Below are 14,490 nucleotides of genomic sequence, written 5' to 3' on the forward strand. Positions count from 1 at the left end.
ATGATGCAGGGCCTGGTGACGAAGGCGACGCTCGCGGCGCTCGTGCTCGGGGGGTTCGCTGCCGGCGGAGCCGTGTCGGCGCCCGCCGCGGCGCAAGGCGTGAGCAATCCGCCGCTGGTGATCTATGGGAAACAGAAGTGCCCGACCGACGCCGATGGCAATGAGATTGTCGTCTGCGTGCGCCGCGCGCCCGGTGAGCAGTTCCGCATCCCCAAGGAGTTGCGCGATCTGAAGGTTACGCCCGAGAATGAGAGCTGGGCCGCCAAGGGCGCCGCCAACGATCGCGTCGGCGCGACCGGGATCGGCAGCTGCTCGACCGTCGGCCCGGGCGGAGCATCGGGCTGCGCCGTGCAGGCCGGTCGTTTCTACAAACGCGAGAAGCAGGACGCCAAGGCCGACCAGCGCGCCGTCGACGCCGCGCTCGTGCCCTGACGCGGGCTGGGGGGATGACGACGCTGGCGGGGGCAGGGCGGTCGAAAGCGAGCGGATCGCTGCGCGCCGATCGCTATGAGACGATACTCGCCGGCGCAGCTGTCGCCCTGTTCGGCACGATCCTCGTCGCGCTTCTCAAGGGCGCGACACATTGGGCAAGCGTCCCGCTGGTGATCTGGGTGCATCTCGCGACGGTGCTCGTCGCGCTGGGATTGACCCCGGCCATGTTGCTGCGCCCGCGCGGCGACGCGCTGCACCGGACGCTCGGCAAGGTGTGGGTCGCCGCGATGTTTCTCACCGCCGCCGAATCCTTCTTGGTCCGCACGACCCATCCGGGGCATTTCAGCGTCATCCATATCATCTCGGCCTATGTCGTACTTGCCGCGCCGCTGATCTGGTGGACCGCGGCGACGCACCGGATCGCGGCGCATCGGCGGCAGGTGCGCGGGATGGTGACCGGCGCGCTGCTGATCGCGGGGTTCTTCACGCTGCCGCCGTTCCGGCTGCTCGGCCAATGGTTGACCGCCTGACCCGATGACACCATCCGCTCCGATCGTTCGCGCGCCGCATGCGGTCGCGCTGCTGCTGTTCGCGCTCGTGTGGCTGTCGTGCGCCTGGTTCGGCTCGTTCGAGTTCAACCCCAACAGCGCGACGCGGATGTTCGGCGCGCTCGCTTTGGTCGAGCGCGGCGAGGCGACGATCGACCGCTACCAGACGCTGACGATCGACAAGGCCGAGTTCAAGCAGGGGCCGGTCACGCATTACTATATGGACAAGGCGCCAGGCATGACGCTGATGGCCGCGCCGGTGGTGTGGGCGACCAACACGGTCACCGGCGTGCGGTCGTACGATACCATCATCGACGTCACCAATCCCCGGCTCGCGGAGTTCCTGCGGTTGCGTCAGCAACTCGCGGTCGCTTGCAGCGCGGCGATCCTGACCGCCTTTGCCGCGGTGCTGCTGCTCGATCTCGGCACCGGGATCACCGGCAGCCCCGCCGCCGGGCTGTTCGCCGCGCTCGGCTATGCGCTGGGGTCGGTCGTATGGGGCTGGTCGACGACGCTGTTCGGCCATGCGCCCGTCGCTGCGCTGTTCATGATCGCGACCTGGGCGATCTGGCGCGGGACGTCGGGCGCGCGCGAACTCGCGCGCTGGCGCTATCCGCTGATGGCGGGGGCGGCGCTTGGCTGGGCGGTGACGATCGAATTCCAGGCGGCGCTCGGTGGCCTGGTGATCGGCGGCTGGGCGCTGTGGCGCAGCCGTGGAGCGGCGTGGCCGACGCGGCGGCGGCTGTATCTCGTCGCTGTGGCGACCGCGCTCGTCGGCGTGGCGCCGATGCTCGCCTATAATCAGTTCGCCTTCGGAACGCCGTTCATGACGGGCTATACCGGCGTGGTCGGCTTCAGCGGGATGAACCAGGGGCTGTTCGGGCTGACCTATCCCAAGCCGGCGGCGCTCTTCGGGATCACCTTCGGCGTGCGGCGCGGGCTGTTCTGGGTCGCGCCGATCCTGCTGCTTGGCGGGGTCGGCGTGGTGAAGCTGGTGCGCGCGCCTGCGACCCGCGATCTCGGAATCCTGTGCGTCGCGATGATCGTCATCGTGCTGTCGATCAACGCATCCTACGCCTATTGGGACGGCGGCGCCTCGGTCGGCCCGCGCCATTCGGTGCCGGCGATCCCGTTCCTCGCGCTCGGCCTTGCGCCGTTCTGGGTCGCGCTGCGGCGGCCGTCGGCTCGGAGCGGGTCCGCGGCGCTGCTTGGCCTCTCGATGCTGATCAACCTCATCGTCGCCGCGACCGACATTTTCGCACCCGAGGGCATGACGACGCCGGTCTGGTCGCGCAATATCCTGGGCCTGCTCTCGCACGGCTATCTCAACACCGTGCCGAGCCTTTACTGGGGCCTGTCGCCGTGGCTCGGGCTGTTCCTGTATCTCGATCTGGCGCTGCCGATGCTCGGCCTGATGTTGTGGTGGACGCGTCGCGCCGAGCGCCGCGGCTCAGTATAGGCGACCGCCATTGGGCACGGGGAGGTTCGGCTGGATCAGCACGACCTCGCCGTTTTCATCGGGGAAGCCGAGCGTCAGCACTTCGGACATCATCGGGCCGATCTGGCGCGGCGGGAAGTTGACCACCGCCGCGACTTGCTGCCCGGGGAGATCCTCGAGCGCATAGCGCGCGGTGATCTGCGCCGAGGAGCGCTTGATGCCGATCTCGGGGCCGAAATCGATCGTCAGCCGATAGGCGGGCTTGCGCGCCTGCGCGAAGGGCAAGGCCTCGACGATCGTCCCGACACGAATGTCGAGTTTCGCGAAATCGTCCAAAGTGACCTGCTCAGAAATCGACATCGTCATAATGTTTCGGCGCCATGATGCCTTCCATCCGTTCGGACAGCAGGGGACGGAAACTCGGACGGCTCTTGAAGCCGCGATACCATTTCGCGGTCTGCTCGTGGTTGCGCCAGTCGATCCCACCGAGATAATCGGCGACCGAAATCTGCGCCGCCGCCGCCAGATCGGCGAGGCTCATCGTCGCGCCGGCCATCCAATTGTGATGGTCGAGCAAATAATCGGTATAATCGAGATGGCGCACCGCCGCCTTCATCGCATCGCGCAGCCGCTTCGAATCGGGCGGCTCCTTGGTGACGAGGCGCTTCTCCATCCGCTCGTGGAGCAAGGGCGCGACGATATCGGCGAAGAATTGCGAATCGAACCAGGCGACGAGCCGACGGATTTCGGCGCGGTTGACCGCGGTGCCGTTGATCATCGCGTTCTTCTCGACCGTCTCCTCGAGATATTCGCAGATCGCCATCGAATCCATCAGGCGGATGCCGCGCTGCGGGTCGGTCATCACCGGGACCTGGCCCGCGGGGTTCATGTCGAGGAATTCGTCGCGCTGCTCCCACGGGTTTTCGCGCACGAGCTCACACCCGACGCCCTTCTCACCGAGCAGGAGCCGGACCTTACGCGAGAACGGGCAGAGCGGGAATTGGTAGAGTTGCCACATGCCCGCTTGGTAGAACGCACAGGCCGGGAGGGGAAGGCGTCACACGACTTTGTGTCGGCCGACGGCCACGGATCAACGGACTGCGTTGACCTCGGCCTGGGTCAGCGCGAGCGCGGCGCGCAGGCGCTCGGTGGTGTGCTTGAGCTCGGCGCTGAGGCTGGCGATGTCGCGCGCGGCCTGGCCTGTAGCGGCGACGGCATGGCGCGTCTGATTGTGCAGGTCGCGGCGATAGTCGGGGTGGCTGCGCGCGGCGAGATCGCCGAGCGTGTCCTCGGGGCGGACATGGTCGCGTGTGTCGGTCAGTTTGGCGAGCGGGCCGACATGCGTTTCGAGCAAGGCGTCGGCATATTGATCGACCGTCGTCGCGATAATTTCCTGGACGAGCGGGCTCGACAGCAGCGCGCCGACCTGCGCGGCATCGGGGGCCGGGCGCGGCGGGGGTGGGGCGCTGTCATTGGCGAAGGCCGGAATGGCGATGCCGCAAGCGAGCAGACCGAGCAGAATGTGACGCATAATCAACCCTCGAACGCCCCCGATCGAGCGGAGCGCGTAGCACGATTCGGGGCGTTTTGTCGACTAGCGAGTGCAGGACAACGAACGAACCTCCCCCCGTCATCCCCGCGAAAGCGGGGATCCCGCTTCTTCTACCGCCGCCGGAAGCAGAAGCGGGACCCCCGCTTTCGCGGGGGTGACGGGCAAGACGTGACCTACTCCGCCGCGACCTGCTCCACCCGATCGTCGAGCGGGTGGCTCAGCCGGGTGAGCATCTCCTTCGGCACCACCTGCCAGAAATGCTCGACCACCCGACCCCAATCGTCGAGCAAGGCCCCCGACCATTTTGAATCGGTCGCCGCATGCTGCGCGCGGACGAGCCCGAGCAGCACCGCCTCCCAATGCAGCGACGACAGCCGGTTCCAGGTGATGTTCTCGGGATTGGCGCGCCGGGCGAAGCTGCCGTCGGCGTCATAGACGAACGCCATTCCGCCGGTCATGCCAGCGCCGAAGTTCGCGCCGACCGGCCCGAGCACCACCGCGGTGCCGCCGGTCATATATTCGCACCCGTTCGCGCCGCAGCCTTCGACCACGACGGTTGCGCCCGAATTGCGCACCGCGAAGCGCTCGCCCGCTTGCCCTGCGGCATAGAGGCTGCCCGAGGTCGCGCCATAGAGCACGGTGTTGCCGATGATCGTATTGTCCTGCGATGCGAGCGGCGAGCTCACCACCGGGCGCACCGCGATGATCCCGCCCGACAGCCCCTTGCCGACATAGTCGTTGGCATCGCCGAACACTTCGAGCGTGATGCCCTTGCACAGGAACGCGCCGAGGCTCTGCCCGGCCGAGCCGCGCAGGCGGACATGGACGTGCCCGTCGGCGAGCGCCGACATGCCGAAGGTCCGCGTGATCTCGCTCGACAGCCGCGTGCCGACCGCGCGGTGCGTGTTGCGCACCGAATAGGTCAGCTGCATCTTCTCGCGCCGGCTGAACACGGCGGCCGCATCCTTGATGATCTGCGCGTCGAGGCTGTCGGGCACTTCGTTGCGGCGACCGGTCAGGCTGAAGCGCCGCTGATCGTCGGGCGCATCGACCTTGGCGAGGATCGGGTTGAGATCGAGATCGTCGAGATGCTCGGCACCGCGACTGACCTGGCGGAGCAGTTCGGTGCGGCCGATCACTTCGTCCAAGCTGCGGAAGCCGAGCCGGGCAAGGATGTCGCGGACTTCCTCGGCGATGAAGGTCATCAGGTTGATGACCTTCTCAGGGCTGCCGCTGAACTTGGCGCGTAGCTTCTCGTCCTGTGTGCAGACGCCGACCGGACACGTGTTCGAATGGCACTGCCGCACCATGATGCAGCCCATCGCGACGAGCGACAGCGTACCGATGCCGAATTCTTCCGCACCGAGAATCGCGGCGATGACGATGTCGCGGCCGGTCTTGAGGCCTCCATCGGTGCGCAGCTTGATGCGCCCGCGCAGCCCGTTGAGCGTCAGCGTCTGGTTGACCTCGGACAACCCCATTTCCCACGGCGTGCCGGCATATTTGATGCTGGTCTGCGGGGAGGCGCCGGTGCCGCCGACATGCCCTGCGATCAGGATCACGTCGGCATGCGCCTTGGCGACACCCGCCGCGACGGTGCCGATGCCCGCCGAGCTGACGAGCTTCACGCAGACGCGCGCGACCGGATTGATCTGCTTGAGGTCGTAGATGAGCTGCGCGAGATCCTCGATCGAATAGATGTCGTGGTGCGGCGGTGGCGAGATCAGCGTCACGCCGGGCGTCGCATGGCGCAGCTTGGCGATGAACTCGGTCACCTTGAAGCCGGGCAGCTGCCCACCCTCGCCGGGCTTTGCGCCTTGCGCGACCTTGATTTCGATCTCGTCGCAGGCGTTGAGATATTCCGCCGTCACGCCGAAGCGGCCCGACGCGATCTGCTTGACGCCCGAATTGGCGTTGTCGCCGTTGGCGTACGGTTGATAGCGCGCCTTGTCCTCGCCGCCTTCGCCCGACACGGCCTTGGCGCCGATCCGGTTCATCGCGATCGCGAGCGTCTCGTGCGCCTCCGGCGAGAGCGCGCCGAGCGACATGCCGGGCGTCACGAAGCGCTTGCGGATCTCGGTGATCGCTTCGACCTGATCAACCGGAACGCCCTCGGTGGGGAAGTTGAACTGCAGCAGATCGCGCAGATAGACCGGGGGCAGGCCCTCGACCCCGCGCGAGAATTGCAGGTAGGTCGAATAGCTGTCGGTCGCGACCGCATTCTGCAGCAGGTGCATCAGCTGCGCCGAGTAAGCGTGCGTCTCGCCGGTGTGACGCTGGCGATAGAAGCCGCCGATCGGCAGCGTCGCGACGCCCTCGTCGAACGCCTTGTCATGGCGCAGCTGCGCGTTGAGGTGGAGCGAGGCGTAGCCCTCGCCCGAAATCTTCGCGGGCATGCCCGGGAACAGATCGTTGACCAGCGCACGGCTGAGGCCCACCGCCTCGAAATTGTAGCCGCCGCGGTACGACGAGATCACCGCGATCCCCATCTTCGAGATGATCTTGAGCAGACCCTCCTCGACCGCATGGCGATGCCGCGCGAGGCATTCCTCGAGACTCAGCTCGCCGAACAGCCCGCGCGCGTGGCGGTCGGCGATCGACGCTTCGGCGAGATAGGCATGGACGGTGGTCGCGCCGACGCCGATCAGCACCGCATAATAATGCGTGTCGAGGCATTCGGCGGTCTGCACGTTGATGCTGGCGTACGAGCGCAGGCCCATCCGCACGAGATGCGTATGCACCGCCGCCGCTGCGAGCACGCCGGCGATGCCGATCCGCTCGGGGTCGATGTTGCGATCGGTCAGGAACAGTTCGCTATGCCCCTGGCGCACCGCAGTGACCGCCTCGGCGCGGATCCGTGCGATCGCGGCGCGCAGTTTCTCGGGGCCGCCGCCGGCCTCGAAGGTGCAGTCGATCTCCGCCGCCTGCGCGCCGAAATGCGTTTTCAGCTTGGCCCAGGCCGCGCCGTCGAGCACGGGCGATTCGAGCACGAGCACGCCGTCGCGCCGGTCCTCGGTGTCGAGGATGTTGGCGAGATTGCCGAAGCGCGTCTTAAGCGACATGACATGGCGTTCGCGTAAAGGGTCGATCGGCGGGTTGGTGACCTGGCTGAAATTCTGCCGGAAGAACTGGCTGATCAGGCGCGGCTTGTCCGAAATGACGGCCAGCGGCGTGTCGTCGCCCATCGAGCCGATCGCTTCCTTGGCGCCCTCGACCATCGGCGCGAGGATCAGCTCCATATCCTCGAGCGTCTGGCCCGCGGCGACCTGGCGGCGCGTGAGGTCGGCGCGGTCGAAGCGCGTGATCGGGTCGCCCTCGGGGAGCGGCAGGTCGGCGATGCTGGTGAATTCGCCGATCATGCCGGCATAGTCATGCTCGCCCGCGATGCGGTCCTTCACCGCGCGGTCGTGGAGCAGCACGCCCTCGTCGAGATCGATCGCGATCATCTGGCCCGGCCCGAGCCGGCCCTTCTCGATCACGGTCGATTCGGGAACGACGACCATCCCGCTCTCCGACCCGACGATCAGCAAGCCGTCGATCGTGCGCACATAGCGGAGCGGCCGCAGCGCGTTGCGGTCCATGCCGGCGACCGCCCAGCGGCCGTCGGTCATCGCGAGCGCGGCGGGGCCGTCCCACGGCTCCATCACCGAGGCGAGATACTGGTACATCGCGAGATGGTCGGCGGGCATGTCGATCGAATCGGCCATCGCCTCGGGGACGAGCATCAGCTTGGCGGTCGGCGCGTCGCGGCCCGAGCGGCAGATCGCCTCGAACACCGCATCGAGCGCCGCCGTGTCGGAGGCGCCCGCCGGGATCACCGGCTTGATGTCCTCGCTATGCTCCCCGAACGCGAGGCTCGCCATGCGGATCTCGTGGCTGAGCATCCAGTTCTTGTTGCCGCGGATCGTGTTGATCTCGCCATTGTGCGCGAGCGTGCGGAACGGTTGTGCCAGCCACCATTGCGGGAAGGTGTTGGTCGAATAGCGCTGGTGGAAAATCGCGACGCGGCTCTCGAAACGCTGATCGCGCAGATCGGGGTAGAAGATCGACAGCGATTCGGCGAGGAACAGCCCCTTGTAGATGATCGAGCGGCATGACAGGCTGCAGATGTAGAAGCCCTGGATCTGCGCCGCGATCACGCGCTTCTCGATCCGGCGGCGGACGAGATAGAGGTTCTTCTCGAACTCGGCGGCGCTCGCATCGTCGGGGAGGGGACCGGCGATCATGATCTGCTCGATCTCTGGCCGCGTCGCGAGGCCCTTCTGGCCGATCACCGAGACGTCGACCGGCACCTGGCGCCAGCCATAGATGGTATAGCCTTCGTCGATGATCACGCTCTCGATGATCGTGCGGCACGCCTCCTGCGCGCCGAGATCGGTGCGCGGCAGGAAGATCATGCCGACCGCCAGCCGGTTGGGCAGCGGGCGATGCCCCGACGCGGCGATCGCATCGTCGAAGAATTTGAGCGGCAGGTCGATGTGCAGCCCGGCGCCGTCGCCGGTCTTGCCGTCGGCGTCGACCGCGCCGCGGTGCCACACCGCCTTCAGCGCATCGATCGCCGACTGGACGACGCGGCGCGAGGGCGTGCCGTCGGTCGCGGCGACGAGGCCGACGCCGCAGGCATCGCCCTCAAATTCGGGGCGGTACATGCCGTGTTCGGCGAGATAGGCGTGCTGGTCGGTCATCGTTGGGACCCTTTGATGTCGGCTGACGCGGCGGCGATCAGATAGCGACGCACGATCTCGCGCTTGCGGATCTGCACTTCGTTGAGGAGCTGCGGAGAAATCGAAGCGTAGCGCTGGCCGACCGGCGTGCGGAAGAAGCGCGCGATCTCATCCATCTCGGCGGCGGTGAAGCGTCGCGCATAGATCGTCTGGCTTGCTGCCATCAGATCGTCGAGGATCGCCGTTTCGCTGGCGACGATACGCGCCTTGATCGCGGGGCTCGGGCTGACGAGCGCCTCGCACGGCTTCATGTCGCGGCCCGCCGCGGCGCGGTTAAGGCATTCCTCGGTCATCTCGGATTCGGCGGCGCGGATCGCGTCCTTGATTAGCACCGCCTGGCGCGCGCGGAAGCGGCTGACGACGAGCAACCGTGCCGCCGCCGCGCGGCGCGCGTCATAGTCCGCTGCGGCATCGGCATTGGCAGCGGGCGCGGGCAGCGGGGAAGGGCGAGTCTGCGCCGAGACCGACGCCATGCCCAGCAGCCCGATGCCGAGCGCGACGCCCCAGCGCTGCGCGCGGTCGTAAGACCGCCGCATCATGCAGCCACCTTGGCGGTTGCGGCTTGGGCCGCGACCGCCTTGGCCTTGAGATAGCGGTGCATACTTGCCGCGACATCGCGGCCGTCGCGGATCGCCCAGACGACGAGGCTCGCACCGCGCACGATGTCGCCCGCCGCGAACACGCCGTCGAGCGACGTCATCAGCGTCTTGTTGTCGACCAATACGGTGCCCCAGCGCGTCACCGTCAGCTCGGGCGCGCCGAACAGCGTCGGCAGATCCTCGGCGTCGAAGCCGAGCGCCTTTATGACGAGATCGGCGTTGAGCTCGAACCCGCCCGCCGGGTCGATTTCGGGCGCGCGGCGGCCCGAAGCATCGGGCGCGCCGAGCCGCATCGCGCTCGCCTTGACGGTGGAGACCGCGCCTTCGCCGGCAAAGCTCTCGGGCGCCGACAGCCAGACGAACTCGACGCCTTCCTCCTCGGCATTGGCGACTTCGCGCTGCGACCCCGGCATGTTGGCGCGGTCGCGACGGTAGAGGCACTTCACCGACGCGGCGTCCTGACGGATTGCGGTGCGGACACAGTCCATCGCGGTGTCGCCGCCGCCGATCACCACGACATGCTTGCCCGCGGCGTTGAGGCTGCCATCGTCGAAGCTCGGCACAGCGTCGCCGAAGCCCTTGCGGTTGGACGCAGTGAGGAAGGCGAGGGCGTCGACGACACCTTCCGCCTCGACCCCTGGCGCCTTGATCGCGCGGGCGCGATACACGCCGGTGGCAATCAGGACCGCGTCGTGGCGTTGGCGCAGTGCGTCCATGCTGGCGTCGCGGCCGACCTCGAAATTCGCTTGGAAGACGATTCCGGCAGCCTTGAGCCGCTCGACGCGGCGCATCACGATCGGCTTTTCGAGCTTGAAGCCGGGGATGCCATAGGTCAGCAGCCCGCCGGCGCGATCGTAGCGGTCATAGACATGCACATCGTAGCCGTTACCGCGCAGATATTCGGCGGCGCTGAGGCCCGCCGGACCCGCGCCGATCACGCCGACCGATTGCCCGCGCGCGCGGCCTGGGACGAGCGGCTCGACCCAGCCTTCTTCCCACGCGGTGTCGGTGATGAACTTCTCGACCGCGCCGATCGTCACCGCGCCGTGGCCCGAGAATTCGATCACGCAATTGCCTTCGCACAGGCGGTCCTGCGGGCAGATTCGGCCGCAAATCTCGGGCATGGTCGAGGTCGCGTTGCTCAGCTCATAGGCTTCGCGCAACCGGCCCTCGGCGGTCAGCCGCAGCCAGTCGGGGATATGATTGTGCAGCGGGCAGTGCACCGAGCAATACGGCACGCCGCATTGCGAGCAGCGCCCGGCCTGCGCCTCGGCGTCGGGCACGGGATAGCGCTCGGCGATTTCGCGAAAGTCCTCCGCGCGGAGCTCGGGCTCGCGCTTGGCAGGATAGGCCTGCTCGCGATCGACGAATTTCAGCAGCGACGTGTCAGCCATTTGCGCACCTTTCAAGCGCGCAAATATCGAGCGATCGTCACGCTGTCATTACGAAAACGTAATATCCGACAGTATCGCTTACCTATTTATTTCGCTAGCCACGTGCTGCGATAACACTGTGAGCACAGAGGTTGCGATATTAGGACCGTACCGGTCTAAATAGTCATAAGCCATATGAACGCGGCACTTCCCGCAATAATCCGATACCAAGCGAACGGAATGAAGCCGTGGCGGGTCACCACGCCAACGAACCACTTCACCACGAGCAACGCGACGACAAAAGCGACCAGAAAACCGAGCCCGATCGCGCCAAGCCCCACGCCATGCCCGCTCGCCAATTCGTGCCGGTTCTTGACGAGCTCGAGCGTGGTCGCGCCAAGCATCGTCGGGATGGCAAGGAAGAAGCTGAACTCGGCCGCGGTCCGCCGCTCGACCCCGAGCGCCAGCGCGCCGAGGATCGTCGCGCCCGAGCGGCTGACGCCCGGCACCATCGCCAGGCATTGCAGGCAGCCGATCCCGATGACCTTGCCGAGCGGGATGTCGGCCACGCCGACGATGTCGCTCTTCGGCGCGAGCCGCTCGACCGCGATAATCGCGATCCCGCCGACGACCAGCGCGACCGACACCACCAGCGCATTGCCGAGCAATGCCTCGATCTGCTTGTGGATCGCGAGGCCAAGCACCGCCGCTGGAACGAACGCGACGAGAATGTTGCGCACGAAGCGCAGCGCCACCGGATCGCGCCGCGCCAGCCCCATCGCGACCGCGAGGAACGTCCGCCAGTACAGCACGACGATCGCCAAAATCGCGCCCAGCTGGATGACGATGTTGAACACCTCCCAGCGCGCCGCGTCATAGCCGAGCAGCTTGGTCGCAAGGATGAGGTGTCCCGTCGACGACACCGGCAGGAATTCGGTCACCCCCTCGACGATGCCGAGCAGGATGATGTTGATGATGTCGCCCACGAAATCCCCCTAAAAGACGGCGCTTATGCCGCCGCCGGCACCGCGAACCGGCCACCCTTGCGATAGCGCACCAGCCAGCCCGGCGCGACCGCGTCGAGCGGCGTCGGCGTGATGCCGAGCAGCTCTAGCCCGTTGGTCGCCGAAACGACGTTGTCGATTGCCAACATCTTCCACTGATCCTGCGTGATCGGCGCACCGGGCAGGAACCCCGCCGCGGCGATCGCGCCGCCGATCGCGTCGGGCAGCTCGACGATATGCGGCGTGCGATTGGTCGCCTTGGCGATCCAGCGCACCAGCGCGCCCATCGACAGTATGTCGGGCCCGCCGAGCTCGAGCGTCTTGCCGGCGGCCAACTCGGGGTGGGCGAGCGCCGCCATCACGGCGTCCGCCACGTCGCCGACATAGACCGGCTGGAACTTGGTGCCGGCACGCAGCACGGGGACGACATGGACGAGCGGCATCGAAGCAGCGGTCGCGACCATCGCGGCGAAGCGATTGACGAACTGGTCCTCGCGCCCGAACACGATCGACGGGCGCAGGATTGTCGCGCTCGGGAAGGCGGCACGCACCGCGGCCTCGCCTTCGCCCTTCGAACGCCCATAAGCCGAGGGGGAGGCGGGGTCGGCGCCGATCGCCGAAAGATGCACCAGCGCGCCGACGCCCGCCGCCGCGGCGGCCTCGGCGACGATCCGCGCGCCATCGACCTGGATCTTCTTGAAGTCGCCGCTGAGGATCCCGACGAGATTGACCACCGCATCCGATCCCGCGACCGCGCGCCGGATCGATTCGGGCTTGGTGATGTCGGCAACCGCGAATTGCGTCTGGCCGAGCCCGCCGAGCGGCTTGAGGAAAAACGCCTGGCGCGGATCGCGCTGCGCGATTCGCACGCGCGCGCCGCTGTCGAGCAGCGCCTGTGCGACATAGCGGCCGAGGAACCCTCCGCCGCCGATCAGCGTAACCAATGTATTCTTCATCGCGTGCGCCTTGTGCCTGCCATTCGCTTGGGGTGGTCAGCCCTTGCCCCAGCATACAGTGTGTTGACAAGGCCGACTCGCCTCCCCTAAGGCCCGCCACCTACCCAGTGCCCGGATGGCGGAATTGGTAGACGCACCAGCTTCAGGTGCTGGCGCTCGCAAGGGCGTGGAGGTTCGAGTCCTCTTCCGGGCACCATTCTTGCGAAATCGGACGTTGTGCAGTGCAAGGCCGGGCAACCGCCTAGGCTTTTCGCCGTCGGTCGCCGCAACTGCCGATTGACTTGTAGGAAAATGTTGCTCAAATGTTCTCGCTGCGCGAGCCAGTGAGCGTGGCATGATTCCCATAACTTATAACGAGCGGCGACGCGCTTTTTCGATCTGGCTGCGGACCGGCAGATGGCCGACCGTCACCATTGCCGACGACGTCGAACTCAAATTTAATCCTTGGCATGATCCCGCGGACGGTCAGTTCACCTTTGCTGGGTCGGGGCGTAACTATGGCCAAGGCGGAGGTGGCGGCGTTCGCAGCAGCGGGGGATCGGGCGGCGGTGCGTTATCTCGCGAAGAATGGTCGCGCGAAACTCGTTCGACGACCAATCGACAGCGGCCACGCCCGGGCCCGACACCCACAGCAAGGGCGTCCGACACGTCCCCTCGTCCGTCCCCGAACACAAACACGCAACGACCGATTTCCGATAATGGTTGGGGCGGTGGGGGCTTTACTAAAGGCGGTGGTGGCAGCTTCGGCGGTGGGGGGGGCGTCGGGCGATTGGACAACTGGCGGCAGGATCGGGATGAGCGGTGCGTTTACCATGGATATCGCAGCGATCAGCGCGTCCGTCGCGGTCGGTGACCAGGGGGGCTTTCGGGCCGCGGCGACGGCGCTCGGCCTCACTTCTGCGGGCGTCAGCAAGGCCGTCGCGCGGCTCGAGGCGCAGCTCAGCATGACGCCCTTCGCGCGAACGACCCGCTCGGTCCGCCCGACATCCGTTGGCCTACTATTCCATGCCCGGTGCAAGGCGATCCTCACCGATCTCGACCAGGCCGCGCGCGAGGCGGCGGAGGGTGCGGCAGTGCCGCAAGGCCGCTTCGTCATCAGCGCCTCTCGCGCGTTCGTCCGCCTTCGCGTGCTGCCGGTCATCGCCGACTATGTGCGGCAATACCCGCAGGTCGAAGTCGAGGTCCGTCTCGACGATCGCCCAGTCGATCTCGTGAAGGACGGTGTCGATCTGGCCGTCAGGATCGGCCACCTGCCGGACTCCAGCCTGATCGCCGCGCGCGTCAGCGGGACCGGGTTCGTCCTCTGCGGCTCGCCGGAATATCTCGCGACCTATGGCGTACCTGCGCACCCGGACGACCTGCAGCGCCATAGCATTGTCGGCTATGTCGCGCCCGGCACGTCCGTCCGCTTTAGCTATCGCTTCCTGATCGACGGGGTCGAGCGGACGATGAGCCTTCCGACTCGGTTGACGGTCGACGATGGCGAGGCAGCGGTCAGCGCGGACGTGCGATCGGTCGGGTTGGCGATGGTGAACGAGTATCATGTCGAGCAGCATGTCGCCGACGGGAGCCTTGTCCGCCAGTTGCGGGCGTTCGAGACACCTCCAGTGCCGATTAGCGTCGTCCAGCTCCGGACCCGCAATCCGTCGCGCGCCATTCAAGCCTTCACCGTCATGCTTCGTCGCCGCCTGACCGCTCCTGCATGCGCGATCGGTAGGCCTGAACTGCAACACCGGCGGGCGAACATGCGGCACGGGCAATGGAAATTATGGATGTTGCCCGAAACGCCGTTTCTCATGGGAGCAGCTCGTCCCTCCAGTCCGTCGCGAGATGCGTGTGTGTAGCGGGGGCGCCGCGGTTGGTC

The 14,490-nt window shown here is 66.9% G+C and carries 12 protein-coding genes and 1 tRNA gene; 5 read left to right on the top strand and 8 right to left on the bottom strand.

The genetic code is table 11. From position 1 onward, the window contains the following. From RH90_RS11260 to RH90_RS11270, 3 genes are read left to right on the top strand one after another with little or no spacing between them, the layout of a single operon-like run. Window positions 1–432, top strand: a complete 432-nt coding sequence (locus tag RH90_RS11260; protein WP_010185757.1) for a hypothetical protein — start codon at window positions 1–3, stop codon at window positions 430–432. Between the two features lie 14 nt (window positions 433–446). After that, on the top strand, window positions 447–962 hold the full coding sequence (locus tag RH90_RS11265) for a DUF2306 domain-containing protein (RefSeq protein WP_010185758.1): 516 nt from the start codon (window positions 447–449) through the stop codon (window positions 960–962). Between the two features lie 4 nt (window positions 963–966). Continuing rightward, complete coding sequence (locus RH90_RS11270) at window positions 967–2,439, top strand: hypothetical protein (protein WP_010185759.1); 1,473 nt, start codon at window positions 967–969, stop codon at window positions 2,437–2,439. Here the strand turns inward: RH90_RS11270 and RH90_RS11275 are convergent. The 8 genes from RH90_RS11275 to RH90_RS11310 form a co-directional block, all read right to left on the bottom strand. Next, complete coding sequence (locus tag RH90_RS11275; RefSeq protein WP_010185760.1) at window positions 2,431–2,778, bottom strand: tRNA-binding protein; 348 nt, start codon at window positions 2,776–2,778, stop codon at window positions 2,431–2,433. The two genes, RH90_RS11270 and RH90_RS11275, sit on opposite strands and share 9 nt — an antisense overlap. Next, window positions 2,765–3,436 (bottom strand): glutathione S-transferase family protein, encoded by a 672-nt coding sequence (locus RH90_RS11280; protein WP_010185761.1) that lies wholly within the window; start codon window positions 3,434–3,436, stop codon window positions 2,765–2,767. The genes RH90_RS11275 and RH90_RS11280 overlap by 14 nt, the downstream gene beginning before the upstream one ends. Window positions 3,437–3,508: 72 nt before the next feature. Beyond that, window positions 3,509–3,949 carry a hypothetical protein gene (locus tag RH90_RS11285; RefSeq protein WP_010185762.1) on the bottom strand — a complete coding sequence of 147 codons (441 nt, stop codon included), beginning with the start codon at window positions 3,947–3,949 and terminating at the stop codon, window positions 3,509–3,511. Window positions 3,950–4,143: 194 nt separating this feature from the next. Next, window positions 4,144–8,655: a glutamate synthase large subunit gene (gene gltB, locus RH90_RS11290; RefSeq protein WP_010185763.1), complete on the bottom strand. Its 4,512-nt coding sequence runs from the start codon at window positions 8,653–8,655 to the stop codon at window positions 4,144–4,146. Beyond that, window positions 8,652–9,233, bottom strand: coding sequence for a DUF2059 domain-containing protein (locus RH90_RS11295; protein ID WP_010185764.1), 582 nt, complete (start codon window positions 9,231–9,233; stop codon window positions 8,652–8,654). The genes gltB and RH90_RS11295 overlap by 4 nt, the downstream gene beginning before the upstream one ends. Then, a complete protein-coding gene (locus RH90_RS11300; RefSeq protein WP_010185765.1) occupies window positions 9,230–10,687 on the bottom strand; it encodes an NAD(P)-dependent oxidoreductase in 1,458 nt (485 codons plus the stop codon). The genes RH90_RS11295 and RH90_RS11300 overlap by 4 nt, the downstream gene beginning before the upstream one ends. A 155-nt stretch (window positions 10,688–10,842) precedes the next feature. Continuing rightward, on the bottom strand, window positions 10,843–11,652 hold the full coding sequence (locus RH90_RS11305) for an undecaprenyl-diphosphate phosphatase (RefSeq protein WP_010185766.1): 810 nt from the start codon (window positions 11,650–11,652) through the stop codon (window positions 10,843–10,845). A 23-nt stretch (window positions 11,653–11,675) separates the two neighbouring features. After that, window positions 11,676–12,626 carry a complex I NDUFA9 subunit family protein gene (locus tag RH90_RS11310; RefSeq protein WP_010185767.1) on the bottom strand — a complete coding sequence of 317 codons (951 nt, stop codon included), beginning with the start codon at window positions 12,624–12,626 and terminating at the stop codon, window positions 11,676–11,678. A gap of 109 nt (window positions 12,627–12,735) precedes the next feature. Between RH90_RS11310 and RH90_RS11315 the strand changes: the two genes are divergently transcribed. Together RH90_RS11315 and RH90_RS11320 are read left to right on the top strand one after the other, a co-directional pair. After that, a tRNA-Leu gene (locus RH90_RS11315) sits at window positions 12,736–12,822 on the top strand. 301 nt (window positions 12,823–13,123) lie between these two features. Continuing rightward, on the top strand, window positions 13,124–14,470 hold the full coding sequence (locus RH90_RS11320; protein WP_157134573.1) for a LysR family transcriptional regulator: 1,347 nt from the start codon (window positions 13,124–13,126) through the stop codon (window positions 14,468–14,470). The last annotated feature ends 20 nt before the right edge of the window (window positions 14,471–14,490 follow it).

Source organism: Sphingomonas sp. PAMC 26605 (assembly GCF_000241485.1).
GTDB lineage: Bacteria > Pseudomonadota > Alphaproteobacteria > Sphingomonadales > Sphingomonadaceae > Sphingomonas.

Coding starts and splice junctions, on each gene's coding strand:
- RH90_RS11260 (WP_010185757.1), top strand. CDS start 1: ATGATGCAGGGCCTGGTGACGAAGGCGACGCTCGCGGCGCTCGTGCTC.
- RH90_RS11265 (WP_010185758.1), top strand. CDS start 447: ATGACGACGCTGGCGGGGGCAGGGCGGTCGAAAGCGAGCGGATCGCTG.
- RH90_RS11270 (WP_010185759.1), top strand. CDS start 967: ATGACACCATCCGCTCCGATCGTTCGCGCGCCGCATGCGGTCGCGCTG.
- RH90_RS11275 (WP_010185760.1), bottom strand. CDS start 2,778: ATGTCGATTTCTGAGCAGGTCACTTTGGACGATTTCGCGAAACTCGAC.
- RH90_RS11280 (WP_010185761.1), bottom strand. CDS start 3,436: ATGTGGCAACTCTACCAATTCCCGCTCTGCCCGTTCTCGCGTAAGGTC.
- RH90_RS11285 (WP_010185762.1), bottom strand. CDS start 3,949: ATGCGTCACATTCTGCTCGGTCTGCTCGCTTGCGGCATCGCCATTCCG.
- gltB (WP_010185763.1), bottom strand. CDS start 8,655: ATGACCGACCAGCACGCCTATCTCGCCGAACACGGCATGTACCGCCCC.
- RH90_RS11295 (WP_010185764.1), bottom strand. CDS start 9,233: ATGATGCGGCGGTCTTACGACCGCGCGCAGCGCTGGGGCGTCGCGCTC.
- RH90_RS11300 (WP_010185765.1), bottom strand. CDS start 10,687: ATGGCTGACACGTCGCTGCTGAAATTCGTCGATCGCGAGCAGGCCTAT.
- RH90_RS11310 (WP_010185767.1), bottom strand. CDS start 12,626: ATGAAGAATACATTGGTTACGCTGATCGGCGGCGGAGGGTTCCTCGGC.
- RH90_RS11320 (WP_157134573.1), top strand. CDS start 13,124: ATGGCCAAGGCGGAGGTGGCGGCGTTCGCAGCAGCGGGGGATCGGGCG.